The sequence below is a fragment of the Streptomyces sp. NPDC001100 genome, assembly GCF_053598575.1.
On record NZ_JBSFKO010000074.1, the window covers coordinates 1 to 23,343 of the forward strand.

Genomic DNA, 23,343 nt, shown 5'->3' on the forward strand with positions numbered 1-23,343 from the left:
GAGTCCTTCAACTGGCTTGCGGGACCTGCGAAAACGCTAACTACCCGGCCTTGGGGGAAGGCCCATGCCTGGGGCGTGGTCTTCTGCCTGAGGCGTTCGTAGGGGGTCTGGCCGCCGTGGGGGCGATGGTAGTTGTAGTAGTCCTCCCACTCGCGCAGTTTGTCGTTGAAGACCTCGGCGTCGTCGATGATGACGCCGTCGAGGAGCCGGTAGAACTCCTCGGCGTCGACGTGGTGTATCACCGCCAGGCGCCGCTTGGCCTCACGGTCAAGCGGCGGGGTGGGGTTGGACTTCGACATGTGGATCTCCGTAGTGATCAGAGACCCAGGTGTCAACGATGATCGGCAGTTTTATACCTGTAGAGAGTGGGGGAGTTCCGTGCACCGGCACTGACGCGGGCGTCGACGACAGCCATGAGTCACCATGCCTCGGGCGAAGCGCCCGCTTCGCTGTCGGTGGTGCGGCATCGCAACCAGGGCATTGCAACGGCGGCGACACATGTTTGACGATCCGTCAATAAGTGATGCTGTCTCAGAATTACTTTTAGCGGCAGCAGTTGGCCTACCCGGGCGCGGTCGGTGCGGCGATCGTGGCATGCTGCGATCTCGAGGCCCGCACGGGCGGTCGGCGCTCGGGTCGCACAGGCCCTGGGCGGGGTGGGGAAGGCGGGTCGGATGGAGCGCTCCGCGGAGGGCGGCCTCCCGCGCGTGCTGCCCGGCCTCAGCGCTCCACGTTTTGTCGGCCGAGCGGTCGAACTGCAGCGGCTGACGGACGCCTTGGGCCGGCCGCCGGCCGCGGTTCTCGTCGAGGGCGAGGCCGGAATCGGCAAGAGCCGACTCGTTCAGGAGGCGCTGGACACGCCCGGTATCGCCGCCCGACGGCCGTTGGCCGCCGTATGCCCCCCGTTCCGGGAGGCACTCACCCTGGGCCCGGTCGTCGACGCAGCCCGAGATGCCCGGCCCGACGTGGCGGAGCTGGCCCTCACCCCCCTCGCCGGGGTATTGCGGCCATTGTTCCCCGAGTGGGGGCAGGATCTGCCGCCGGCCCCCGAGGCACTGTCGGACGCGGGCGCCGCCCGGCACCGACTCTTCCGCGCACTGGCCGAACTGCTGGACGCCATGGGCGTCGGCGTGCTGATCCTGGAGGACGTCCACTGGGCCGACGAAGCCACTCTGGACTTCCTGCTGTTCCTCGCTTCCCGTCGGGCCCGCCGGACGAGCCTCGTGCTGACCTACCGTCCCGAGGACGTGGCGCCGGAGTCCTTGCTGATGCGGCTGACCTCCCGGCCCCCGGCCGGCACCGGATACGTACGGATCTGCCTCGGCGCGCTGGACGTGCCGCAGACCGCCGAGTTGATGTCGTCGATGCTGGACGGCGAACACGTCTCCGAGACTTTCGCGTCGTTCCTCCAGGAGCGGACCGACGGTGTGCCGCTGGCGATCGAGGAATCCGTGCGGTTGTTGCGCGACCGGGCCGATCTGGTCCGGCGCGACGGCGAGTGGGTACGCAGGACGCTGGCCGACATCGCGGTGCCGCCCACCATCCGGGACGCCGTCGCCGAGCGCGCCTCGCGCCTCACCCCGGATGCGCAACGCGTGCTGAGGGCCGCCTCCGTACTGGCCGAACCTGTCGGTCCGGCCGTCCTCGCGACGGTGAGCGGGCTCCCGGACAACGTTGCCGCAGGCGCCGTCGACGCCGCCGTACGCAGTGGACTGCTCGGCGAGGACCGGGCCGGCCGGGTCGGTTTCCGGCATGCGCTTGCGGCCCATGCGGTCTACGACATGACGCCCGCACCCGACCGCCGGGACCTGCACCGGGGAGCGGGCCGCTCACTGCGGGCCATGACGCCGCAACCGGTGGCCCTGCTCGCCCACCACTACCGGGAGGCCGGGGACACCGGGCCGTGGCGCGAGTACGCGGAACTGACCGCCGACCTCGCACTGGCCTCAGGGGACCACCGCACCGCCGTCGGACTGCTGCACGAGTTGCTCACCGGGAGTGACCCGCCCGCCGCCTCGATGGCCCGGTGGGCACAGAAGATGCCGGTTCTGGCCTTCACCGGGCTCGTCGGCCGCGGCGATCTGACCCGTGCGCTGCGCGGGGTGCTGGACGGGGAGGCGCTGGCCCCGGACGAGCGCGCGGCCGTCCGCATCCAGCTGGGGAGGATGCTGCTGCAGGTGGCCGAGTACGCCGCCGCAACAGCGGAGTTGGAGAGGGCGCTGCCGGATCTGGCCGGCGATCCGTTCCAGGCCGCCTGGGCGATGAACACGCTCGGCAGCCCGCCGAGCACCATGATGTCCGCCGAGGAGCACCGCCGTTGGCTGGACCGGGCGGCCGACGCGGCCCGGCTGCCGATGACGGCGGACCAGCGGCTGGCTCTGGTGGGGGACCGGGCAACTTCCTTACTGGAAATGGGGGATGAGGTCGGCTGGGCCGTGGCCGCGGAGCTGCCCGACACCGCGACGACCCCGGAAGGAATGATGCAGCTGGCCCGCGGCGGACTCAACATCGGCAACTCGGCGCTGCGTTGGGGCCGCTACGACCAGGCCAGAGCGCTGCTGACGACCGGGCTGGCCAGGGCCGAAGAACACCGGTACCAGCGGCTCCAGGACATGATCCGGGTGACGCTGGTGCACCTTGACTGGTTCACCGGCGCCTGGGACGGACTGGCCGAGCGAGCCGCCGCCCTGGCAGGGGTGGAAGAGGAACCCGTCGTCCAGTTGGACGCCCTGCTGATCACGGCCCTGCTGGACCGGGCGACCGGTGGCGGGGGAGCGGATCCCGGCCCCGTGGCGGTGGCCGACGGCGGGCTCGGGACCGTCGAGGAGCGGTTGTGGCAGGTGCTCGACGCCGGGCTGCGGCGAGGCATCGTGGATCTGCCGCTGGAACCCGCAGCCGCCCTGGCGCGGATCCGGCTCGCCGAAGGGTCGGCCGCCGAGGCGCTGGAGCTGACGGACGGACCGGCCGACGTCGTGGCCCGCAAGGACATCTGGTTGTGGGCCACCGAGTTCGCACCCGTGCGGACCGGAGCCCTTCTCGCGGTCGAACGGCCGGACCGGGCACGGCAGTTCGTCGCGGACCTGGCCGAAGGGCTCAGTGGCAGGAACCTGCCGGCGGCGGACGCGGCCCTGGAGACGTGTCGCGGAGTCCTGGCAGAGGGAGAGGGCCGCAGCGTCGAGGCAGCCGCCGCGTTCGGCCGGGCCGCCACCGCCTGGAAACGCCTGCCCCGGCCGTATGACGCACTGCTCGCGGCCGAACGCCGGGCCGGCTGCCTGCTGACAGTGGGGGACAGGGACACCGGACTGGCCGAACTCGCCCGCGCCCAGGCAGGGTTCACGGCCCTGGGAGCCCGGACGGACGCCGCCCGGGTGCACGCCACACGCCGTGCGGCCGGGGCGCCGGTACGAGAGGTGTGGCGCGGCGGGCGGCGCGGCTACGGCGACCAACTGTCCCCGCGCGAACTGGAAGTGGTCCGGCTGATGCTCACCGGTCTGACCAACCCGGCCATCGCAAGGGCACTTTCCCGTTCCCCGAAGACCATCGCCGCGCAACTGAACTCCGCGATGCGCAAATACGGAGTGACCTCGCGTACCGCACTGGCGGTCAGCCTGACCCAGGCCGGAATCACCCCGTCGGAAGAGCATGCCACCGGTGCGGAGTCTGATCTTTAGGTCATCCGCCCCATCGCGAGGACACGCGTCGGCCGTCGATACTCAGTGCGCGCAGGTCCCGCGAGCCCCGCCTTCACCTGGACATGACCGGAGAGGCATCCATCCGTCGGATGAGCAGCACACCTCGTGAACCGAAGTCCGACGTGCCGCCCACCGGAGAGCGACACCCCGAACCAACGGCCGCCGCACCGGGCGTACTTGCCGACGACACGACGGCAGATCCCGACTGCGGGGACGACCCGTACACCGGTTACGAACCACTCTGACCCCGGCCCGATCGGGCCCGAACGCGACGAAAAGGGTGCCCCTTGCTGTCCTCTTTGCTGTCTTCCTTGTTGTCTTCAAGACGTGCGCGTGTACGCGCACCCCTTTCCCTCCTCATGGCCGGCTGCCTCGGCGCCGGAGCTCTCGCCGCGATATCACCGGCCACCGCCTCCGCGGCCACCCTTGGTTCCTCGGTCTCGTCATCCGGCGCCGACTCCTCCGACGCCGACTCCACCAGAGCCTCCGAGCTGCTCAACGCCGTGCCGCAAGACAACGTCCCGCAGAACTACGTCCCGGCCGGCTGCAACAACCCGAGCGTCGAGGAAGGCGTGGCCCAGTGCTTCGCCGACGTGCGCACCGCCTCCGACCACATCGTCAGGCCGCAGGCGACCGCGCCCCCGTCCATGGCGCTGGGCCCGGCCGACATCCAGGCGGCCTACAGCCTTCCCGCCGGAGGGGAGGGCCGGACGGTCGCGATCGTCGACGCGTACGGCAATTCCCACGCCGAGGCCGACCTGGCCGAGTACCGCGAGCACTACGGGCTGCCCGAGTGCACCACCGCCAACGGCTGCTTCCGCAAGGTCGATCAGAACGGCGGCACGGACTACCCCGCCGACGACGCGGGCTGGGCGCTGGAGACCGCGCTCGACCTCGACGCCGTCTCCGCCGCCTGTCCGGCGTGCAACATCCTGCTCGTGCAGGGTGATTCGGCGACCCTGGACGACCTGGGCACCGCAGTCGACACCGCCGTACGCCTGGGCGCCAAGTACGTCTCCAACTCCTACGGCGTGCCCGGCGAGGGCGCCTTCCAGACCGCGTACGACCACCACTACGACCATCCCGGTGTGGCCGTGGTTGCGTCCACCGGCGACACCGGCCATGTCCAGAACTGGCCCGCCACCAACCCCAACGTGGTGGCCGCCGGCGGCACCCGGCTGACCCGCACCGAGGACACTGGGCGCGGCTGGACGGAGTCCGCCTGGACCTCCGGCGGATCGGGCTGCTCGCTGTACGAGGCCCAGCCCGCCTATCAGCGGGGGCTCACCACCGGCTGCGACACCCGGGCGACAGCTGACATCTCCGCGGTGGCCGACCCCGCGACCGGCCTGGCCGTGTACGACACGGTGAGCAAGGACGGCTGGCTACAGGTCGGCGGCACCAGCCTGTCCGCGCCGCTGATCACCGCGATGTACGCGCTGGCGGGCACCCCCGTCGAGGGCACCTACCCGGTGACCTACCCGTACATCAACGCCTCCCGGCTGACCGATGTCACGACAGGTTCCAACGACGACTGCGGCACGGTGGTGTGCACCGCCGGCGCCGGCTGGGACGGCCCTACCGGTCTCGGCACCCCGGTCGGCGCGTCCGCGCTGGCCTTTGGCATCCATGGAACGCTGTCCGGGCGAGTCACCGACAGCGCGTCCGGCGCCCCGCTCGCCGGTGCTGCGCTGGCCATCTCCGAGGAATCGGCGGACGGCCGGGAGTACCGCGTGACCACCGACGCCGATGGCGCCTACGACCTCCCCGTCGCGGTGGGCAGCTACCGGATCACCGCCACCGACTTCGGCTACCAGGAGAAGACCAGCTCCGGAGTGGGCGTCGTCGAGAACCAGAGCACCACCGTCGACCTGACCCTGGTGAAACTGCCCACCCGTACGGTGTCCGGCACGGTGAAGGACGGCAGCGGGCACGGCTGGCCCCTGTACTCGAAGATCACCATCGACGGCTACCCGAACGGCGCCCTCTACAGCGACCCCTACACCGGCAAGTACAGCGTGGAGCTTCCGGAGAAGGCCACCTACGCCGTCCACGTGGCCCCGGTCTATCCCGGCTACCGGAGCATGGACCTGAGTGTCCCGGTGGGCACGGCCGACGTACGTACCAATGTCGCGCCGGACGTGGACCTGACGGCCTGCGTCGCACCCGGCCACGCCTATCCGGCCGAGACCGGCTTCGAGGGCTGGACCGGCACCACGCCGGAGCACGGCTGGACCGTCGTCAATCACGGGACGGACGGCGCCGCCTGGGACTTCGCCGATAAAACGGTGTGGAACTTCACGGGCGGAACCGGGAACTGGGCCTCCGCGTCCCCCTACACCCGGGGTGGTGTCCCAGAGGACACCGAACTCGTCTCACCCACCTTCAGCCTGGCAGGCCAGACCTCACCCGTCCTCGGCTTCGACGCCGCCTACGCCCCCAGCAAGGACTCGGTGGCCAACGTCGACCTCAGCCTCGATTCGGGCGCGACGTGGACCACGGTGTGGCACCAGAACACGGCCGAGTACCTGGGCCACGCCGAAGTTCCCCTGCCCCAGGCGGCAGGCGCGAAGCACGTGAAGGTGCGCTTTCACTACTCCGGCAGCGGCCTGTCGCTCTGGCAGCTCGACACCGTCACCGTCGGCTCCTGCGCCGCCGTGAGCGGAGGCATCGTCGCTGGAAAGGTCGTCGACGGCAACACGGGCGGCGCCATCACGCCCGCCACCATCACCGACACCGCCGACCGCTACGCGACGGCGACCACCGTGGCGACCCCCGACGACCTGGCGCTGGCCGACGGCTACTACTGGCTGTTCAGCGCCCCCGCCGGACGCCACACCTACACGACAGCCTCCGCCCGCTACACCACCTCGACCGGCACCCTCACCACACGGCCCGACAAGGTCAACCGGTTCGACCGCACGCTCAAGGCGGGCCGCCTGGCGGTGAGTTCGGGCAGCCTCTCCGTCAGCGAGACGCTGGGCGGATCAAGCAGCAAGAAGGTCACCTTCACCAACAAGGGGCAGGCGCCGCTGCACGTCAACCTCGGTGAGCAGAGCACCGGTTACACCTCACCGGCCGGCACCTCCACGACCACGTCGGACTCCTCGGCGGGCGCCCCGACACTGCGCGTCAAGGGCAATTACGCACCCGGACCGATGAGTTCCACCTCGTCGGCATCGAAGGGCACGTCGAGCGACCAGTCGGTCACGGCAGCGGCAGCAGGAGCAGGAGCAGCGTCGACCGGGCCCTGGACCGGCATCGCCGACTACCCCGAGCCCGTCATGGACAACGCGGTGGGCACTTACCAGGGCAAGGTCTACTCCGTCGCCGGAGTCTCCGGCATCTTCGGCGGGGAGTACCTCAAACACAGCTATGTGCACGACCCGTCCACCGACGCCTGGACGCCCATCGCGGACCTCCCCGAGGTCCTGGAGTCACCCGGCGGGGCATTCATCAACGGGACCATGTACGTCGCCGGCGGCTGGGCCATGGACCATGCCAGCGCTTCGCTCTACGCGTACCACCCCACCACCGACACCTGGACCCGCCTCACGGATCTGCCCCAGGCGGTCGGCATGCCCAATGTGACCGTCCTCGACGGCAGCCTGTATGCCATCGGAGGCTGCGCCGGATCCGGCTGTAATGACATGGTCAGCACCGTCTACCGCTACACCCCGGCCACCGGCACCTGGACCCGCCGAGCCGACTACCCGTTCCCCATGGAACGCGCGGCCTGCGCCGGCATCACTGGTGAACTGGTCTGCGCCGGGGGCATCTCGGGCAGCGACGCCAAGGGGCAGACCTACCGTTACAGCCCCTCCGCCGACACCTGGACCCGCGCGGCCGACATGCCCGACGCACGCTGGGGCGCCATCGCGAGCGGGAACGACGGCAAACTCCAGGCCGCCGGCGGCATCGCCGGAGGGGACTCGGTCAACACCGTCGTCGAATACGACCCAGTGTCCAACACCTGGTCCGACCTGCCCAACGCCTCCTCCACCGTCTTCCGGGCCGGGGGCGGGTGCGGGATCTACCGCGTCGGCGGCATGATCTCGCTCTCCGAGACCGTCTCCTCGGCCGAGGTCCTGCCCGGGCACGACCAGTGCGACGGCGACGACGTCACCTGGCTGTCGACGGACCGGACCTCGTTCGACCTGGCCCCCGGCCGCTCCACCACGGTCACCGTCCGCGCGGACGCCTCCGCCGTCGCCGCGGCCGGCACCTACACTGCACGGCTCACCTACAGCACCGACGCCCCCTACGCCGGAGCATCGGTCAAGGTCAGCCTCAAGGTCAAGATCCCGAAGACCTGGGGTCATCTCTCCGGAACGATCACCGACAAGCGCACCGGGGCACCGCTCGCCGGAGCCACCGTCCTGATCTGCCCGGCGGCCCACGCCGGAGCGAGCGGCTGCGACCGCCTCGCGCACACCGTACGCACCGACTCCGACGGCCACTACGACCTCTGGCTCGACGCCCGCCCGAGCCCGCTGCGGATCACGGCCTCTGCTGCCGGCCACCGCTCGGCATCCAAGGAGGTGACCCTGCTGCCGGGCCGCGCCACGACGGCCGACCTGTCGCTGACCGCGCCCTGACCCCACCCCCGTTCATGCCGCGCCCACCCGGACGCTCTGTCCGGGTGGGCGCGGCTTCGCCTTCTCCCTGTGCACACCCCGAGACGGATGTCCCTCGGCGGGTGTGGCCGGTCTGCGCGGCAAGGAACTGGCACTGCTCGCCGGGGTGAGTCAGCCGTGCTGCGCGCGACTGGAGCAGGTGCAGGCCACCGCCGCTCTGGAGCACTCCACGTGATGCATCATCGAAAACATGTGCGACAACAACACGTGGAAGGAAACTGCAGGTCAGGGGTCCCACCCTCCACAATCCGGACATGAGGTTCCCTCGAGATTCGGCGGGTTGCCGTCCTCCGCGCGAAGTCCACGCCGAGTACGAGAAGTTGCGAATCGCCGCGTGAAGTAAACGGTCAGAAGCTTGTCCGGAATACGCGAGGCCCCTCACTTCATGCACGCACAACGGGAAGATCACCCCGGCGGGAAACCCGTTCGACCCGCACGTTCCATGATCGTTTGAGATACGGCTTCTCAGTACAGCTCACACCGGCCCCCGCCGAACCGCCTGTCCGCGTCATTACCAGCCAGGGAAAAGACGCCTGCAAGGACCCGAAGCCCGTCCTCTGCCTGTACGACGACGTCAACTTCAACAAGTCGAAGGCGGCCCGGATCTGAGTCATCACCGGCAATGTGCCGCGGTTGAGTGACTACGGGGGCAATGATCAGGCGTCGTCCTACTACCTGAATTCGACGGAGCGTTACTCGGCTCGCATGTGGGAAAACGCTGAAGGCACGGGGCGCTCCATCCTCGCGCGGTCGGACCTTTGGGACAAAGAGGCTGCTGACATGTCTGCCGACTCGTCGGGCTTCGACGTTGGACTGTCCCGGGCATCGGCCAACGACGCGATCAGCGCAGTCACGATCGAGAAGTCCGCGCCGCAATCGGAGTTGCCCCCTTTGCGCCCATCGTCACGCTGACCGGCGACCCTCGGCCGTAGGCCCTGGAGCGGGCGGCGGCATGACACCAAAGGCCCCCTCCCGCCCGAAGGGCGTGGCGAGGGGGCCGAGTTCGATATGCCCGCCAGACCGGCCAGCTCTTCGCGGCGCAGTCCGGAGATGCGCCGCTCCCCGCCCAACGTCAGCCCGCTGTCCTGCGGTGACATGCGCTCACGCCAACCGCGCACAGCCGTGCCGAAGTGCCATGTCGGCCATGTTATTGGAGGGTCCACGTCTGGTTGTCCCAGGCGTTGCATTCCCACAGGACCACCACCGTGCCGCTCGTGCCCCCGAAAACGGTGACGCATTTCTGTGACTGATCGGCCACCAGTTCCGTACCGGAGAAGTGGAATTGCTGGCTGGAGTCGCCGCTGCACGCGCTCAGTTGGATCTCGGTCCGGTCGTCGCTCGCTCCGTCGGCCACGGTCATGCATTTCCCCAGGGAGCGGAAGGTGTCCCCCGATCCGGTCTGCCAGCGCTGTGCCGCGGAGCCGTCGCAGGCGACATGGACCAGCTGGATTCCCTCGGTCCCGGCGCCGCCGCTCAGGCACTTCTGCGTGGCGGGGACCACCAGGGCATGGCCGACGGCCGGGTCGACCGTTGCACCGGATCCGCTTTCCTCGGATCCGGCATTGCCTCCGGACTCCGGCTCGGAGTCCTCCTGCACGGTTGTGGACGTCGACTTCGAAGAGGTGTGCGTCGTCGGAGACTTGGCGCCGGAATTCGCGGAGCGGGACGCCTTGGGGGAGGAGACCGTGGGTGCGGATGTGTCCGTGGACTGCTGGGTGGGGTTGTCGGCCGCGAGCGGGCCGTCGGACGCGGTGGCGCTGCTCTTCCCCGTTGGCAGGTTGGTCAGCAGTACGGCGATCGTGATCAACAGCGCCGTGGCGACGGCCGCGGCGAGCACGACCGGCTTCTTCGAACGGCCTGGGGGCCGGTGCGCCTGTTGGTCGGTCGTATCGGGCTGTGGAGGTTCTTCGGGTGGCTCGGCTGCGGAGGCATCGTCGGTTCCGCGGTCCGAGCTGAGCCCCGATGCCGATGGCGATGGCGATGGCGACGGCGATGGCGATGCGGACTCGGGCACTGGGTTCGCGGCCGGAGCCGGAGCGTCGTCGGCCACGGCCACGGGGTGGGCGGCGGGTGGAACAACAGAGGGCCCCGCTGCGCCTGGCGGTCTTCGCAGCATGCGTTCGGCGTCCTCGGCCGACAGCCGGTCGGCCGGTTTGGCCACGAGCAGGCCCTGGATCAGCGGGGTGAGCGGTCCGGCACCGCGCACTTCGGGGGCCGGTTCCATGGCGATGGCGTACATCGTCTGGGCCACCGTTTCCCGGAGGAACGGTGAGCGGCCCTCGACCGCTTCGAAGAGCGTTGCGCCGAGTGCCCACAGGTCGGCCTCCGGCCCGGGTTTGGCGCCGACGAGGCGTTCGGGGGCCATGAAGTCGACCGACCCCACGAGTTGGCCGGTGCGGGTGAGCGCCGAGGTCTCGACGGCCTGGGCGATGCCGAAGTCGGTGAGGACCACGCGGCCGTCCTCGGCGAGCAGCACGTTGGCCGGTTTCACATCCCGGTGCAGGACCCCTGCCCGGTGCGCGGCCCGTAACGCGGCGATCACGCCCCGGCCGATCCGGGCGACCTCGTCGAGCGGGACCGTGCCGTACGCCTTGATCCGGTCGGCGAGGGTGGTGGAGCGCACGTACTCCATCACGATGGTGGGCCGGCCCTCGTCGTCCACGACGTCGTGGACGACAACGACGTTCGGGTGGCTGATCCGGGCGGCGCTGTGCGCCTCGCGCCGGGCGCGTTCGAAGAGGGTGGCGAGTTCGGCGTCGTCGAGTTGGGGCTGGGAGTGGAGCTTCTTCACGGCGACCTGGCGGCCGAGGAGTTCGTCGTGGGCGCGCCAGACGGTAGCCATGCCGCCCCGGCCGATGCGGTCGAGGATGAGGTATCGGCCGGCGATCAGCCGTCCTTCGTCGGACACCGTGGGTTCCTTTTCTCTGCTTCAGACCGATCCGGCCGACGGCGCCACGGGGTTCCTCCGGCCGACCGCACGCCCAACGGCCCTTCGCCTACGACTGGTTGAGGAGCATTTTGGCAGCGAAGGGCCCGGAAGCAGCCGCTTTCCACGGCGCGTCGGGCCCGGTTGTCGCGCGCGGGGCGACTCCAGGGCTGTTGGTCGGTTCCATGAGGAGCAGGGCCCGGCCGCGAGCGGGGCGGCGCCGCCGTCTCACGTCATGAAGATCCGACGACCGTGGTCGACGAACTCGCCGGGCCCTTCGCGTGCCGATCATCCTCTACGGGGGCGGCAGCGGCCTAGGGGGCAGGGTAGGCACAGCAGTACCACCCACGGCGTTGCTCCAACCAACTCCAAGGGCAGGGCCAGGGCGAAGGCGAGCGTGGTCTTGCCCGCCCCGCTGGATCCGGTCAGCTTGAGCAACATCTGGCCAGAGTGACAACCCGCAAAGGCTTTCGCGACTGGTTTGCGGGCCCCCACCGGCCCTCGACTTTCGTCGGATTCCTACAGCCACTCGTTGATGGCGGCGACCAGTACGGTCGCTTCGTAACGGACGGCAAGCTTGTCGTATCTCGTGGCGACCGCGCGGTGTCTTTTGAGGCGATTGATGCCGCACTCCACCGCGTGGCGTTCTTTGTAGTCGACCGGGTCGAACTTCGGCGGACGGCCGCCGCGAGAACCGCGCTTCTTGCGGTTGGCGATCTGATCGCGCTTCTCCGGAGTGGTGCCCCGACGCGTCCGGCGACGCTCTGCCGTACGGCGCGCCGTAACCCGACCCGGGCGGTCAGGACTCGACTCCGTGTAACAGATCCGTTATGCGGCAACACAAGCTTCGTGTCGTCCGAGGCATCTGGACGACGATGGTCCGCATGGCGACGATGAATCACTTTGGCATGACTCTGCGCGGCTGGCGTGAGCGTATGTCACCGCAGGACATCGGCCTGGAGGCCGGCGGGGAGCGGCGCGTCCCTGGACTGCGTCGTGAAGAACTGGCCCGTCTGGCAGGCGTATCGGTCGACTACCTGGTGCTGCTGGAACAGGGCCGCGCTCGCAACCCCTCGGCCCAAGTGGTCACCGCTCTGGCCAGAGCACTGCGCCTCGACCCGTCCGAGCGTGACCATCTGTTCCGCTGCGCCCAACTCGCACCGCCCTCCGCCGGGAACGTCTCCAGACACATACCCGCGAGCGTGCAGCGACTGGTCCATCAGTTGGGAGCGACTCCCGCCGGGATCTTCGCCGCTGACTGGACCCTCATCGGCTGGAACAACATGTGGACGGCCACGGCCGGCGATCCCCGCGCGTACGGCTGGGAGGGACGCAATCTCGTCGCCGGGATGTTCCAGACGAGAGCCAACCGAGACCGTGACCCGATTGCGGCATGGCCCGTCTGGTCATGGAGAGGCAGCGAAGCGGAAGAGGAGGACCTCGTCGCCGACCTGCGTGTGACGGCGGCCGCCCATCCCCAGGATGAACGTCTTGCCTCACTCGTCGAAGGCATGCTTCGACGGGAACCAGCGTTCACCCGACTGTGGTTCAACGGCACTGCCACCCCCTGGGCCGGCGACCGCAAGACCATCGAACATCCACGGGTGGGTGACATCACCCTCGACGTCGATGTCCTGATGCCTGCCGGCACCGACCTCCGGATCCTCACGTGTGCGGCTGCGGCCGAGACCACTGACGCAGAGAAGCTGGATGCTCTACGTGCGGCCTGTCATCTGCCGGGAAACAGCCTGACCCACCCCGATCCAGAGGTCTCCAGCCCTGATCGAGGACTGTGACCCGGCTACCCCTCTCTGTCAGCCTTGGGTGAGGCATCCCACTTTGTCGGGTTAGCCTGAGAGGGCACGACAGGAGAACCACCTCCTTATGACCAGCACCACGCCCGCCGGATCCGACCCGGCTCCCCGGCCGAAGCGCCGCACTTTCAGCCCCGAGTACAAGCTGCGGATCGTGGCCGAGTACGACGCCGCCCCGAAGAACGAGAAGGGCGCAGTCCTGCGCCGCGAGCGCCTGTACCACTCGCACGCCAAGGAATGGCGGGCCGCGCGGGATGCCGGGGCCCTGGAGAAGCTGGTCGACCAGCGCACCAGTCCGGCGAGGCCGAAGAAGCCTGCCGCCGCGGCGGAGAACGAGAAACTGCGCCGCCAGGTAGAACGGCTGGAGAAGGAACTGGCCTGGAACAAGGCCGCGTTGGAAGTCATGGGAAAAGTACCCATGACTGCGCTGCGCGCCGCCACCGTGGCGGGATGAGAATCCGGGGGCGCGCAACGCGTGACGGGCGGTGGCTGGTTGGCTTCCCTGCGCCGCTTGAGTGCTCTGCCGCGCCGTTCGCATGCTGGTGGGGTGCTGTCCGGGCAGACGTCGGTTGCGCTTGGTATCCACGGGTCCGGGGAAAAGTATGACGCTGGGGCTTGAGGGATTGTCGACTGCTGCTGCGAGCGCGAATCTCAGACTCTTTGGATCGGTGGGCCCTTTCCGGGTGGCACGTTGATCGGTGCTGTCGCGGAGGAGGCCGGGATGCAGGTGCTGTTCGAGCGGTGCGCCGGACTGGACGTGCACCGGGACACGGTGGTGGCGACGGTCCGTTCTCCGGGGCAGCGGCGGGGCTCGCGGGCGGCGGAGACCCGGACGTTCAAGACCACCATGCGGGCGCTGGCCGCGCTGGGTGACTGGCTGGCCTGCGAAGAGGTGGAGCTGGTCGGTATGGAGGCGACCGGGGTGTACTGGAAGCCCGCCTTCGCCTCTTTGGAGGGGCGGTTCACCTGCTGGCTGGTGAACGCGGCGCATCTGCGCAACGTGCCCGGCCGCAAGACCGATGTCGGCGACTCGGTGTGGATCGCCCGGATCCTTGAGTGCGGGCCGGTGCGCCCGTCCTTCGTGCCGGTGCAGGAGTTTCGTGAGCTGCGGGATCTGACCCGGGCGCGGACGGCGGTGTCCCAGGAGCGAGTCCGGGTGATCCAGCGGCTGGAGAAGGTGCTGCAGGACGCCGGGATCAAGCTGACCTCGGTGGCCTCGCAGGTGTGGTCGAGGACGGCGCGGGCCGTGCTGGAGGCGCTGCTGCACGGCGTGACCTCGCCGGTGGAGCTGGCCGCGCGGCCAAGGGACGGCTCCGCTCGAAGCGGGAGGCCCTGGAGGAGGCTCTCGAGCACCGCTTCCGCGTCGAGCACCACGGTGTCATCGTCCGCGGTCTGCCGGCGCATATCGACGGGCTGGAGCAGCGGCTCGATGCCTACGATGCGGAGATCGCCGCCCGGCTTGCCCCGCACCGGGAGATCCTGGAGTTGATCCAGACCATCCCGGGGGTCGGGGCGAAGGTCGCCCACGTGCTGATCGCCGAGATCGGTCTGGACATGTCGGCCTTCCCCACCTCGGCTCATCTCGCCTCCTGGGCGGGGGTGTGTCCGGGAAATCACGCTTCGGGCGGCAAGCGCAGGGGCGGACGCAGCCGGCCCGGTCCGAAGTGGCTGAAGGCCGCGCTGACCGAAGCGGCCTGGGGCGCGGCCAAGGCCAAGGGCACCTACCTGCACGCGCATCACATGCAGATCAAGGGCCGGGCGGGCGGCTTCAAGGCGCTCGGTGCAACTCGCCACGACATCGTCGTGGCCTACTGGCACATCGTCCACGATCATGTGCCCTAACGAGAGTTGGGCCCCGACTGGGCAGCAAGGCGATTCAGCCCCGAGCAACGCGCCAGGCGGCTGACCGCCCAGCTCGAAGCCCTCGGTTTCGACGTCACCATCGGACCCGCAGGAACCGGGCCCGCCTGAACTGGGCTCGACACGAGCGCGGCCCCGCCACGGGCCGCGCTCAAAGATGCCCGTGGGACCCCGGATTCACATCTCAGCACTCGCGCTCTTGGAAATGATCTCCGAGAGCGCGGACTGAACGCTGCCGCCGAACCGGTGGTCGACGACGCGTTCACCGGTGTCCAGGGCGAACTGGGCATCACGGCCGCGTGCCGGCTGACCGGCCGCTCCCGGGCCACCCACTACCGCCGGCTGCGGCCCCGGACCGAGCGAAAACCCAGAAAACCGCAAGTCCAGCCCTCATCCCTCACACCCGATGAGCGGGCGGCGGTCCTGGAGATGATGAACAGCGACGAGTACGCCGAGATGCCGCCCGCGCAGATCTGGGCCCGCGAGCTGGATGCGGGCGTTACTGCTGTGCCGTCTTCACGATGTACCGGATCCTGCGCGAGAAGGGGCAGTCCGGCGAGCGCCGCCGCCAGGCCACCCACCCGGCGAAGACGGTGCCCGTGCTGGTCGCCACCGGGCCCTCGCAGGTGTTCACCTGGGACATCACCAAGGCGGACGGACCGGCCAAGGGCATCTGGTATCACGCCTACGTCATCATCGACATCTTCAGCCGCTACGTCGTCGGCCACACCTTCGAGCGGGCCGAATCAGCGCTGCGGGCCGAGGAGTTGATCCGCGAGACCATCAAACGCAACGGCATCGTGCCCGAGACCGTCCACGCGGACCGCGGCACCTCGATGACGAGCAAGAAGGTCTCCCAGCTGCTGATCGACCTCGGCGTCACCCGGTCGCACTCGCGGCCGAATACCTCCAACGACAACCCCTACAGCGAGGCCCACTTCAAGACCACGAAGTACATGTCCGACTACCCCGAACGGTTCGCCTCGCTGGCCCATGCCCGTGAGTGGTTCGAGGCGTTCATCGCGTACTACAACCACGAGCACCGTCATTCGGGCATCGGCTGGCACACACCGGCCAGCGTACATTTCGGCACCGCCGAGGAGGTCCGCGACCAGCGTGCCGTCACCCTCGCCGAGGCCTACGTCTGACCGCAGGCCGGGCATCCTGGCTCGCAGTTCATCGAGGGTGATCAGCTGTTCCTGGAACGCTTCGATCATGCGCGTGATCGTTTCCGTGGCCTTGGCCAGGGCCAGTTCGAGTCGGCTGCGCTGGCGGGTGGCGGGGTCGCTGGTGCGGGCGCGGTCCAGCCGCTTGTCGATCTCGGACCGGATCAGGTGCGGGTCGGCGATCACGCCGATGATGTGGTCCCAGACGACGCTGTCGAGGTAGTCGGCGCGGACGGGCTTGTGCCTCAAACAGCAATGGCGAACAACTGCTGAAGCAGGTGGCGTCGAAGGGCCTGGAGAGGGTTCGTGAAAGGAAGGTGTGACCGTTGCGAGAGCCGGGAGGACGGTTCGGACCGGACCCGGACTACACAGGATGAGGAGCCGGCACCCGGTAGCGGCCAAGGAGTGGGAGGTAGGGCAGCCCGAGGGCGGCCAGTTCCTCCGGCGTCGCACGCCGGCGCCACTCCGCCGCCGCGGTGATCGAGTCGTGGTCGGACGGGGTCATCGCGCAGACCACCAGGGCCAGCAGCGAGGAGAGCCGGTACCGCACTCCGCAAGCCCCCCTCGGATCACAGACCGACTCGAACTCGGCGACCAGGCAGCGGACTTGCTCCTTGGCGGCACCCTCGCCGAGGCCTTCCAGACAGGGCGCATGAGGCATGGGGACAGCGACAGGGAATGATGGAGGAACGAACACGGCACCTTCGTGGATCTTGCAGCGTAGAGAACTACATGATCCACAGGCGCCGTGTTCACCTGCTTCCGGGACCCACCACCAAGATCAACACCCCAAGCCGGGAAGATCTGGGCACTCGACGGGGCCCTGGGGGATCACCCGGGAGGCGATGACGGAGATCCAGTCCGGCGACGAGATGGTCGCGGAGCCCGGGTCAGGGCCGGGGCCGCAGGCCGACGGAAGCGTCAGGCGGCAGTCCCCCCGCGTCGGGAGAACTCGTGCTCGTCCTTCACGTCAGGCGCTCGCGCGGGGCGGGGTAGGCGTGCCGTGGACCTTTTTCGCATGAGACCGGAAGAGGCGGCGGCTGATGACGGGCATGATGAGACGGAGGGGAAGAGGAGCGCCCTTCAGGACGCCCTTCATGACCTCGGGATCGCCTTCGTAAAGCGCCAGTCCGAGGCCCAGCGGCAGGTTCTTCTTGGGTGTCTGGGCCAGAGCGTGCTCGGCGAACTCGTGCCACTCCTTGGAGGTGATGTACTTCGCCGCGAGCGGCAGGATCTTCTCCTCCTCAAGGCCCATGTGCTCGAAAAGGACCTCGTTGAGCCGTTCGCAGGTGGTGGCGACCGTTTCGCCCTCGGCCGAGAGGGCGTTGGAACGCCAGGACTTCAGCTGCGCGATCAGTTCGTCGCAAAGAGCGTGCATCCTTCCGTGGTGCTCCTCCATCAGGTGGACCACCGGAGCCATCTCCTCGCTGACACGCTCTAGCAGCCTGGGCCACACCAGCAGGTCCTCGCCCTCGTGGTGGGTCAGCAACATCCCGAGGACGATGTCGACATGCGCTGCCACAATTTGGGAGCGTGTGGTGTCGCCGTCGCTGACACCGCGTATGAGTCCCGGGGTGAGGCCGAACTCGCGGCGGAACACGGTGTGCGCGACATACATGTCGCGTACGTCGGCCATTGGAACGTTGGTTGCCATACTCATGAATGCCTGTCGCTCTTCTAGGGGAGGGATTTTCTGAGAGGGTGCACATGGATTGAGTCGAGCTGCGTGAACCCGGCGATTTAGATGCTAACGGTGCCCGTGGTAACTAACTCAATTCCGTGTGCAGTTATGCTTGATCGCACCTTTTTGTGTGCGGATCTTATGCTGTGAGGTAGCCGGTCAGGCCAGGGAAATTTCAAATTCCGGGGGCGTGCGGTTGGGCGGGTCGTGACCGGTCGGGGTGCATACCAGAGCAGGCGCGGGCTTCGTGATCATTGTAGTTCCTAAGCCTCGGATTTGGTTGTGCGATGGCTTTTTGGTGGTCTCCGGTTCGGGTTCTGCGGTGCTCCGAGGCCAGCCGCAAGCAGGGCGGTACCGCTATCTCGCGGCACGAAATTCCGACGCTCGTGGTCAGCGAACTCGCCGGACCCTTTGCGTGCCTGATCATCCTCCAGTAAATCGGCAGCTGCCAGTCGCGAGGGTAGTAACGGCAGTACTACCGGTAGTTCGTTAAATCCGGAGGTGGAGGGCAATGCTGTGTCTGGTGGTCACCGCGGCGATCAGGGCCTGGAGCCCGGAGGGTGGGTCCGTGTCCGTCCGGACTCGCCACCACGGGGTGAGGGTGATGGCGGGGGTGAGCCAGGACCGGATCGCGCGTGAGGCACTGGGCCAGCGGGGCGGTGGTAGCTGGTGGGGTATGGCTGGGCCCCGGCTCTGCCCTCTGGTCGGGGCAGGGGTCCGGCGCGGTGGCATCCAAGGATCCGGATGGGGCGAACCACTGGTCCCAGCAGAAGGGGAAGGCACAGTTGACCAGAGTTTGGTGGCGGCGGATGGTGCGGTCGGAGCGGACCTGGAATCCGGCCCAGCCGAGTTCGTCCTTCAGGGCGACGCGGACTTGGTCGCCACAGTGCCCGGCCAGCGGCCGAACCTCCCGGCGTCGGCATGGCCTACTCGCCCTTGAGTAACTGGAACAGCTGCTCATCAGGGTGAACTCGCCGTTCCGGACCGAGGCCCGGCAGCAGCGGGTGACGACGCCGACTGCGGTGATCAGGGCGGCGGTGGAACCGCCCTGGGCGCTCTTGATCAGCGCCGAGGGACCGTAGGCACCCCGAGAGGGTCGGCTCGTCGCGCTCCGGCAACGGCAGCGCAGCCGCAGTGGCGATAGCTGTGGGGCGTTTCTGTTCTGGAACGCTCCCGATCGTCAACTATCTGTAATTGAAAGCAAGTTGGGGAAGTGGAACGTCTTCGTGCGCCTCATGGTGAGCGAGACCGAACGACACGATGCCTACAGGGAGAGACCTTGCCGAGAAAGCCCAACAACCTGATACGCGCCTGCCTGGCACTGACGACCACCACGGCCCTCACCGGCCTCGCCCTGGTACAGACCGGGGAGGCCGGAGCGACCGCTACCGAGGCCGTGTCGCCGGGCGCCCTCACCCCCGACCACAGCATCACGCTCATCACCGGCGACCGGGTCTCCGTGGACGCCAAAGGCAAGGTCGTCGGTGTGCGACGGGCCGAGGGGCGTGAGCACGTGCCCTTCCGGACCCGTACCGTCCGCGGCCACACCCTGGTCGTGCCGACCGACGCCGCCGCCCTCGTCGCCTCCGGACGGATCGACCAACGGCTGTTCGACATAACGGAGTTGAACAAGACGGCGAACCGCACGGACCAGCACGACGGCGTCAAGGTCATCATCGGTTTCAAGGGCACGGCGTCTGCCGCCCGCAAGGACGTACGGGACGCGGCCACCGTGCGCCGGACCCTGAAGTCCCTGGACGCCGAGGCGGTCCGGGCGCCGAAGCAGGATCCCGGCAGGCTGTGGAACGCGGTTACCGAGGACGACAAGGCCGCACCGGGGGTCGCGCACGTCTGGCTGGACGCCGTTCGCAAGGCATCCGACGACAAGTCCGGGCCGCAGATCGGCGCACCGACCGCGTGGAAGGCCGGTTACACCGGGAAGGGAGTCAAGATCGCCGTCCTGGACACCGGCGTCGACTACCACCACCCGGACCTCAAGAACCAGGTGATCGCCTCCAAGAACTTCACCGACTCGCCCGACGCCGACGACCACTACGGCCACGGCACACACGCCGCGTCCATCGCGGCGGGCACCGGCGCCCAGTCCGACGGCAAGTACACCGGCGTCGCGCCGGGCGCGAAGATCCTCAACGGCAAGGTGCTGGGCGACGACGGCTCCGGCGAAGACTCCGCCATCATCGCGGGCATGGACTGGGCTGCCGAACAGGGTGCCGACATCGTCAACCTGAGCCTGGGCGGCACCGACTACCCCGGCATCGACCCCCTCGAGGCCGAGGTCGACAAGCTCTCCGAGGAGAGTGGCATCCTGTTCGCGGTCGCCTCCGGCAACGAAGGCGACCTGGGCCCCAACTCCAGCACCGGAACCGTCGGATCCCCGGGCAGCGCTCCTGACGCGCTCACCGTCGGCGCGGTGGACGGCAAGGACAGGATCGCCGACTTCTCCTCCACCGGCCCCGTCTACGACGGCTCCGTCAAGCCCGACGTCACCGCGCCGGGTGTGAACATCACCGCCGCCGCTGCTCCGGGCAGCGTCATCGACCAGGAGGTCGGTGAGAAGCCGACCGGCTACCTGACCATCTCGGGCACCTCGATGGCGGCCCCGCACGTCGCGGGCGCCGCCGCGATCCTCAAGCAGGAGCACCCCGACTGGGGGTACGCCCAGCTCAAAGCGGTGCTGATGGGCTCGGCCAAAGCGGGCGACTACACGCCGTACCAGCAGGGCACCGGCCGGATCGCCGTCGACAAGGCCATCAAGCAGACCGTCTTCGCCGAGCAGCCGTCACTGGCCTACGGCGTCCAGCGGTGGCCTCACACCGACGACAGTCCGGTCACCAAGCAGCTGACCTACCGCAACACCGGGACCACCGACCTCACTCTGAAGCTCTCCTCGACCTCCGTCGACCCGGACGGCAAGAAGGCCCCGGCGGGTTTCTTCACGCTGGGCGCCGGCTCGGTGACCGTGCCGGCGGGCGGTACCGCCTCGGTCGGCGTCACTGCGCACACCAAGCTGGGCACTGCCACCGGTGCCTACTCCGGATACGTCGTCGCGACCGGCGGCGGCCAGACCGTACGATCGACGATGGGCGTGCAGCGCGAGCCGCAGTCGTACAACGTGACCCTGAAGTACCGGAACCGGCCCGGGCAGACCTCTACCCACCTCACGAGCCTGATCGCCTTCGCAGGGCTCGGCTCCGGTGACGAGTACGACTCCCAGACCGCCGACGACACAGTCACCATGCGAGTGCCCAAGGGCACGTACGTGCTCGACTCGGTCAGTCTCAGGGACGTCACCTCCGACGCGGACGGCATCGACTGGCTGAGCAGGCCGTCCCTCAAGGTCGACAAGGACGTCAGCGTCACCATCGACCTGAACACCACGAAGGCCTCGGACATCACTGTCCCGGACGCGTCCGCCACGCCGGTCGCCGCCGGTATCGGCTACGAGTCCGATTCGCTGAGCACCGATTTCAGCATCTATGCCACATCCTTCGCCGACCTGCGCATCGCCCACCTCGGCCCGGCCGTCCAGGGCCTGTCGGAGACCTGGGCCGGTCAGTGGGAACAGGGCGCGAACGCCGAGTACGACGTGCTCACCGGCGCTGACGTAAGCACGTTCAAGCCGCTCACCAAGCACTACAAGGCAAGCGAGCTGGCCACGATCAAGGCGAACCTCGGCAGCCCCGCCCCGAACCGCACCGGCGCGGTCACCCTGTCCGGCGAGACGGAGTACGGCATCACCCTCATCGAGCCGATCACCCAGCGGCTGCCGGGCACCCGCACCCTGCATGTGTCCGGCGGGAACAGTGTCGCCTGGGCACTCTCCTTCGACCAGTACGGCCCCAAACCCGACGAGTTGGGCTACCCGGTCGGCGTGGCGCACTACATCGACGGCGACATGCGCATCTACCAGGGCGGCAAGGCCTACACCACGACGTTCGACAACGCGATGTTCGCCCCCATGCTGAACTCCGACTACGGCCTCTACCGCGAGGGCAACGCGATCGCCGGCCTGGTCCCGCTGGTCGCCGACGGCGACGGTCACGCGGGCTCATCGGACTTCTCCTCGGTGCGGACCACCCTCTACCGCAACGGCAGGAAGATCGGCGCCAACACCGACCCGTTGTTCGGTGAGAAACCGTTCACCGTCCCGTCCGCAAAGGCCTCGTACCGGCTGACGACCACGGTGAAGCGCTCGCCCGGCGTCGCCAGGGTCTCCTCGCGCATCGACGCGGCCTGGACGTTCACCTCGAAGAAGACCTCCGACGTGACCGATCTGCCGGCCTCGGTCCTGCGGATCGCCGCGCACACCGACCTCACCGGCCACGCCCCCGCGCGCCGCAAGGTCACCGTCCCCGTGACCGTCCAGGGCTCGGCGGCCGGCCGCAACCTCAAGGCCCTTGCCGTGTACGTCTCCTACGACGGCGGGAAGCACTGGACGAGGACCGCGGTCAGCCACGGCCACATCACCTACAAGAACCCCGCCAAGCGCAAGTCGATCTCGTTCCGGTACACGATCACCGACAAAAAGGGGAACACGTCGGCCGTCACGATCCACGACGCGTACTTCGGCAAGTAGCCGCAGTCCCGACGGCCGACGGGCTGCTCGCACGGTCCTTGTGACACTCGCGAGCCGCCCGTCGGCACGTCTGTGACGGCGCGCGTGGCTATGCCTGGGAGCCGCGCCGGCGTCGCGTGGCCACCACGATCGTCGCGCCGCCCGACAGCAGCACGGCTGTCCCTCTGAAGTTCCCCCCGAGGCCGGACGCATCGACCTGTACTGCCAGACACTGCTCGACCCCGACCAAGGGCAGTCCCTGCTCATCTTCACCGCCACACCTGGCACGGAGAGCCACGACAAGCTTGCCCTGCAGACCGTGCTCGGCGCCGACACGTTCGCAGGCTCCTGACGCACTAGCGGCATTCTCGGAGCCAAGCGCCTGTGGGTGTAGCTCCTCTTGTCAATCCCCTCGAACTGTAGAGATCTTCTAAGCGGCCAGCTCCAAGGCGGAGTTGGCCCGGTGGTCGTGTTCGTAGTCGATCGGACTCTGATATCCACACACGCTGTGTAGCCGACGGTCGTTGTAGAAGCCGGTGATCCAGGTCGCGATCCGCAGCCGTCGGTGGGGTCTGTACGCTCACCGGTGTAATTGATGATCATGGAAGAGACATCAAGTGACTGACACCGTGACCGAGTTCGTGGACGCCGATGACCAGGCGGATCCCTCGCCGGAGGCCACGACGGTCGAGCAGAAACTGATCGACCAGCTCCCCGAGCAGGCCCGCAGCAAGGGGCTGCAGCTGACCGGCGAGGGCGGGCCTGCCTGAACCAGGCGAGTCGATCTCAAATCCCCCTGACTAGCAACAACGCCAGGTTGACAATGGCTCAATCATCACCGTCACCGCCTGCGCCCTGCTGATCGTCAGCGGCCTCGCTGTGTCATCCAGCCAAGGGGCGGCCGCTCTGTCCCGCCGCGACGACCCCCAACACATCTTGACATCCTCCCCCAGCTGAAGCTGGGGGATTCCTGGCTCAGGCTGCCTTCGGG

The 23,343-nt window shown here is 68.5% G+C and carries 13 protein-coding genes and 5 pseudogenes; 11 read left to right on the forward strand and 7 right to left on the reverse strand.

Going from position 1 to position 23,343, the window contains the following annotated elements:
* Positions 1–65: 65 nt before the first annotated feature.
* A pseudogene (locus ACWDEW_RS48035) lies at positions 66–230 on the reverse strand (IS481 family transposase); the annotation flags it as partial.
* A 444-nt stretch (positions 231–674) separates the two neighbouring features.
* On the opposite strand from ACWDEW_RS48035, the gene ACWDEW_RS48040 reads away from it, so the two are divergent.
* From ACWDEW_RS48040 to ACWDEW_RS48050, 3 genes are all read left to right on the forward strand, one after another.
* Entirely contained in the window at positions 675–3,671 is a 2,997-nt protein-coding gene (locus ACWDEW_RS48040) for a helix-turn-helix transcriptional regulator (RefSeq protein WP_450522577.1), read from the forward strand.
* 380 nt (positions 3,672–4,051) lie between these two features.
* Positions 4,052–8,290: a carboxypeptidase regulatory-like domain-containing protein gene (locus ACWDEW_RS48045; protein WP_450522579.1), complete on the forward strand. Its 4,239-nt coding sequence runs from the start codon at positions 4,052–4,054 to the stop codon at positions 8,288–8,290.
* A 489-nt stretch (positions 8,291–8,779) separates the two neighbouring features.
* Complete coding sequence (locus tag ACWDEW_RS48050; RefSeq protein WP_450522581.1) at positions 8,780–8,938, forward strand: hypothetical protein; 159 nt, start codon at positions 8,780–8,782, stop codon at positions 8,936–8,938.
* Between the two features lie 395 nt (positions 8,939–9,333).
* Here ACWDEW_RS48050 and ACWDEW_RS48055 read toward each other — a convergent pair.
* From ACWDEW_RS48055 to ACWDEW_RS48065, 3 genes and pseudogenes are all read right to left on the reverse strand, one after another.
* A pseudogene (locus ACWDEW_RS48055) lies at positions 9,334–9,516 on the reverse strand (hypothetical protein); the annotation flags it as partial.
* Entirely contained in the window at positions 9,477–11,237 is a 1,761-nt protein-coding gene (locus ACWDEW_RS48060) for a serine/threonine protein kinase (RefSeq protein WP_450522583.1), read from the reverse strand. The pseudogene ACWDEW_RS48055 and the gene ACWDEW_RS48060, both read right to left, overlap by 40 nt.
* Positions 11,238–11,774: 537 nt before the next feature.
* Positions 11,775–12,053 (reverse strand): annotated as a pseudogene (locus ACWDEW_RS48065) (IS5 family transposase); the annotation flags it as partial.
* 86 nt (positions 12,054–12,139) lie between these two features.
* On the opposite strand from ACWDEW_RS48065, the gene ACWDEW_RS48070 reads away from it, so the two are divergent.
* The 5 genes from ACWDEW_RS48070 to ACWDEW_RS48090 all read left to right on the forward strand — a co-directional run bounded on the left by ACWDEW_RS48070 (position 12,140) and on the right by ACWDEW_RS48090 (position 16,077).
* Complete coding sequence (locus ACWDEW_RS48070; protein ID WP_450522585.1) at positions 12,140–13,051, forward strand: helix-turn-helix transcriptional regulator; 912 nt, start codon at positions 12,140–12,142, stop codon at positions 13,049–13,051.
* 88 nt (positions 13,052–13,139) lie between these two features.
* The gene (locus ACWDEW_RS48075; RefSeq protein WP_450522587.1) at positions 13,140–13,523 is read left to right on the forward strand and encodes a hypothetical protein; all 384 of its coding nucleotides are present in this window, start codon (positions 13,140–13,142) and stop codon (positions 13,521–13,523) included.
* A 267-nt stretch (positions 13,524–13,790) separates the two neighbouring features.
* Positions 13,791–14,558: an IS110 family transposase gene (locus tag ACWDEW_RS48080; RefSeq protein ID WP_450522589.1), complete on the forward strand. Its 768-nt coding sequence runs from the start codon at positions 13,791–13,793 to the stop codon at positions 14,556–14,558.
* Positions 14,555–14,911 (forward strand): transposase, encoded by a 357-nt coding sequence (locus ACWDEW_RS48085; protein ID WP_450522591.1) that lies wholly within the window; start codon positions 14,555–14,557, stop codon positions 14,909–14,911. The genes ACWDEW_RS48080 and ACWDEW_RS48085 overlap by 4 nt, the downstream gene beginning before the upstream one ends.
* 539 nt (positions 14,912–15,450) lie before the next feature.
* On the forward strand, positions 15,451–16,077 hold the full coding sequence (locus tag ACWDEW_RS48090) for a transposase (RefSeq protein ID WP_450522593.1): 627 nt from the start codon (positions 15,451–15,453) through the stop codon (positions 16,075–16,077).
* A 397-nt stretch (positions 16,078–16,474) separates the two neighbouring features.
* On the opposite strand, the pseudogene ACWDEW_RS48095 reads toward ACWDEW_RS48090, so the two are convergent.
* The 3 genes and pseudogenes from ACWDEW_RS48095 to ACWDEW_RS48105 form a co-directional block, all read right to left on the reverse strand.
* Positions 16,475–16,792, reverse strand: a pseudogene (locus ACWDEW_RS48095) (transposase family protein); the annotation flags it as partial.
* A 273-nt stretch (positions 16,793–17,065) separates the two neighbouring features.
* On the reverse strand, positions 17,066–17,755 hold the full coding sequence (locus ACWDEW_RS48100) for a hemerythrin domain-containing protein (RefSeq protein ID WP_450522595.1): 690 nt from the start codon (positions 17,753–17,755) through the stop codon (positions 17,066–17,068).
* 496 nt (positions 17,756–18,251) lie between these two features.
* Positions 18,252–18,638: pseudogene (locus ACWDEW_RS48105) on the reverse strand (IS701 family transposase); the annotation flags it as partial.
* 417 nt (positions 18,639–19,055) lie between these two features.
* Here ACWDEW_RS48105 and ACWDEW_RS48110 point away from each other — a divergent pair.
* From ACWDEW_RS48110 to ACWDEW_RS48120, 3 genes are all read left to right on the forward strand, one after another.
* Entirely contained in the window at positions 19,056–22,373 is a 3,318-nt protein-coding gene (locus tag ACWDEW_RS48110) for a S8 family peptidase (RefSeq protein WP_450522597.1), read from the forward strand.
* Between the two features lie 94 nt (positions 22,374–22,467).
* Positions 22,468–22,704 carry an MmyB family transcriptional regulator gene (locus ACWDEW_RS48115; protein ID WP_450522601.1) on the forward strand — a complete coding sequence of 79 codons (237 nt, stop codon included), beginning with the start codon at positions 22,468–22,470 and terminating at the stop codon, positions 22,702–22,704.
* A gap of 265 nt (positions 22,705–22,969) precedes the next feature.
* Positions 22,970–23,122 carry a hypothetical protein gene (locus tag ACWDEW_RS48120; RefSeq protein WP_450522599.1) on the forward strand — a complete coding sequence of 51 codons (153 nt, stop codon included), beginning with the start codon at positions 22,970–22,972 and terminating at the stop codon, positions 23,120–23,122.
* Positions 23,123–23,343: the final 221 nt, after the last annotated feature.

Coding starts and splice junctions, on each gene's coding strand:
- ACWDEW_RS48040 (WP_450522577.1), top strand. CDS start 675: ATGGAGCGCTCCGCGGAGGGCGGCCTCCCGCGCGTGCTGCCCGGCCTC.
- ACWDEW_RS48045 (WP_450522579.1), top strand. CDS start 4,052: ATGGCCGGCTGCCTCGGCGCCGGAGCTCTCGCCGCGATATCACCGGCC.
- ACWDEW_RS48070 (WP_450522585.1), top strand. CDS start 12,140: ATGGCGACGATGAATCACTTTGGCATGACTCTGCGCGGCTGGCGTGAG.
- ACWDEW_RS48075 (WP_450522587.1), top strand. CDS start 13,140: ATGACCAGCACCACGCCCGCCGGATCCGACCCGGCTCCCCGGCCGAAG.
- ACWDEW_RS48080 (WP_450522589.1), top strand. CDS start 13,791: ATGCAGGTGCTGTTCGAGCGGTGCGCCGGACTGGACGTGCACCGGGAC.
- ACWDEW_RS48090 (WP_450522593.1), top strand. CDS start 15,451: ATGTACCGGATCCTGCGCGAGAAGGGGCAGTCCGGCGAGCGCCGCCGC.
- ACWDEW_RS48100 (WP_450522595.1), bottom strand. CDS start 17,755: ATGAGTATGGCAACCAACGTTCCAATGGCCGACGTACGCGACATGTAT.